At 71.6% G+C, this 2191-nt stretch carries 2 protein-coding genes; both read right to left on the reverse strand.

Annotated features, from left to right (window positions below):
* Positions 1 to 139: 139 nt before the first annotated feature.
* Positions 140 to 931 (reverse strand): triose-phosphate isomerase, encoded by a 792-nt coding sequence (gene tpiA, locus ACWGPF_RS17500; protein WP_452334000.1) that lies wholly within the window; start codon positions 929 to 931, stop codon positions 140 to 142.
* Positions 922 to 2136: a phosphoglycerate kinase gene (locus tag ACWGPF_RS17505; RefSeq protein WP_452334001.1), complete on the reverse strand. Its 1215-nt coding sequence runs from the start codon at positions 2134 to 2136 to the stop codon at positions 922 to 924. The genes tpiA and ACWGPF_RS17505 overlap by 10 nt, the downstream gene beginning before the upstream one ends.
* Between the last annotated feature and the right edge of the window lie 55 nt (positions 2137 to 2191).

Here is a 2191-nt window from a genome sequence, read left to right on the forward strand (position 1 = left end):
TGGAGACCCCCACGCGGACCGCGATCACGACCTGCAGTACCTCCACCGAGAGCCGTGCGTGCGATACGTCGAGGCGCACCCCCCGCCGACCACTATAGGGCGGCTCGCGGCCGGCCCGGTGACCCGGGCCGCACGCGCGTCACACGCCGACGTGCTTCTCGAAGCGGATGATCGCCGCGAACTCGTCGACCTTGAGGCTCGCGCCCCCGACGAGCGCGCCGTCGACGTCGGGCTCGCGCATGAAGGAGGCGATGTTCGACGACTTCACCGACCCGCCGTACAGAACGCGCGTGCGCGCCGCGGCCTCGGCGCCGAGCGACGACGCGATGACCTCGCGGAGCTTCGCGCACACCTCCTGAGCCTGCTGCGGAGTGGCGGCCTGCCCGGACCCGATGGCCCAGACCGGCTCGTAGGCCACGACGATGTCGGCGTCGGAGGAGACGCCCGCGAGCGCCTTCTCGAGCTGCGCGACGGGAACGGCGCTGGCGCCGAACTTCTCGAGGTCCTCGCTCGTCTCGCCCACGCAGATGACGGGGACGAGGCCGTGCTTGAGGGCCGCGGCGACCTTCGCCGCCACGACGTCGTCGCCCTCCGCGTGGTACTCGCGCCGCTCGGAGTGGCCGATGATGACCTGCGTGACGTCGAGCTTCGCGAGGAACGCGCCCGAGATCTCGCCCGTGTAGGCGCCGTCGTCGTGCGTGGAGAGGTCCTGCGCGCCGAGCGTGAAGGGGATGCGGTCGGCATCGATGAGCGTCTGCACGCTGCGGATGTCGGTGAACGGGGGGAACACCGCCACCTCGACGCTGCCGTCCTCGTGCTTGGCGTCCTTGAGCGTCCAGTGCAGCTTCTGCACGAGCGCCACCGCCTGCAGGTGGTCGAGGTTCATCTTCCAGTTCCCCGCGATCAGCGGGGCCCTCTTCGTCATGCCCATCCGAGCACCTCCAGTCCGGGAAGCTTCTTGCCCTCGAGGAACTCGAGGCTGGCACCGCCGCCGGTCGAGATGTGCCCGAAGGCGGCATCCTCGAACCCGAGCTGGCGGACGGCGGCGGCGGAGTCGCCCCCGCCGACGACGCTGAGGCCGTCGACCTCGGTGAGCGCCTGCGCCACGGCCTTCGTGCCCGCGGCGAACGGCGCGAGCTCGAACACGCCCATGGGGCCGTTCCAGAACACCGTCTTCGAGTCGCGGATGGCCGCGGCGAACGTCTCCGACGTCGCGGGGCCGATGTCGAGGCCGAGACCCGAGGCGCCGAACGGCGACTCCTCGATCGCGTCGGCCGACGCGACGACGTGATCCGCGTCCGCCGCGAAGGCGGAGGCGACGACCACGTCGGTGGGAAGCACGAGCTCGACGCCCTTCTCGCGCGCGGCCTCGATGTAGCCCCGCGCGGTGTCGATCTGGTCGGCCTCGAGGAGGCTGGAGGCGACCGCGTGGCCCTGCGCCGCGAGGAACGTGAAGAGCATCCCGCCGCCGATGAGGATCCGGTCCACCCGCGGGAGGAGGTGGTCGATGACGCCGAGCTTGTCGGACACCTTCGACCCGCCGAGGACGACCGTGTAGGGACGCACCGGGTTCTCGGTGAGCGAGTCGAGGACCTCGAGCTCCGCGGCGATGAGGAGGCCCGCGGCGCTCGGGAGGAGCTTCGCGAGATCGTAGACGCTCGCCTGCTTGCGGTGCACGACGCCGAACCCGTCGGAGACGAGCACGTCGCCCAGCTCGGCGAGCTGCGCGGCGAACGCGGCGCGCTCGGCGTCGTCCTTCGCGGTCTCGCCGGCGTTGAAGCGCAGGTTCTCGAGGACGGCGATCTGGCCGTCCGCGAGGCCGTCCGCGACCTCGTGGGCGGAGTCGCCCACCGTGTCGGTCGCGAACGCGACGGGCCTGCCGAGCAGCTCGGCGAGCCGGTCGGCCGCGGGCCGGAGGCTGTACTGATCGTCGGGCTCGCCCTTCGGGCGGCCGAGGTGGGAGATCGCGACGACGCGGGCGCCTGCGTCGAGCAGGGCGTTCAGCGTCGGGAGCGAGGCGCGGAGGCGGCCGTCGTCGGTGATGACGCCGTCCTTCAGCGGGACGTTGAAGTCGCATCGGATGATGACGCGCTTGCCGGCGAGGTCGCCGAGGCTGTCGAGAGTTCGCAGTGACATCGATTCCTCAATCTACAGGCGGGAAGCCCGCAGGCGCGTGGCTGCGCGCCTGCGG

The organism is Microbacterium sp. NPDC055683 (assembly GCF_053617895.1).

Excerpts from the sequence above, each read along its gene's own strand:
- ACWGPF_RS17505 (WP_452334001.1), bottom strand. The coding sequence starts at position 2,136 with ATGTCACTGCGAACTCTCGACAGCCTCGGCGACCTCGCCGGCAAGCGC.
- tpiA (WP_452334000.1), bottom strand. The coding sequence starts at position 931 with ATGGGCATGACGAAGAGGGCCCCGCTGATCGCGGGGAACTGGAAGATG.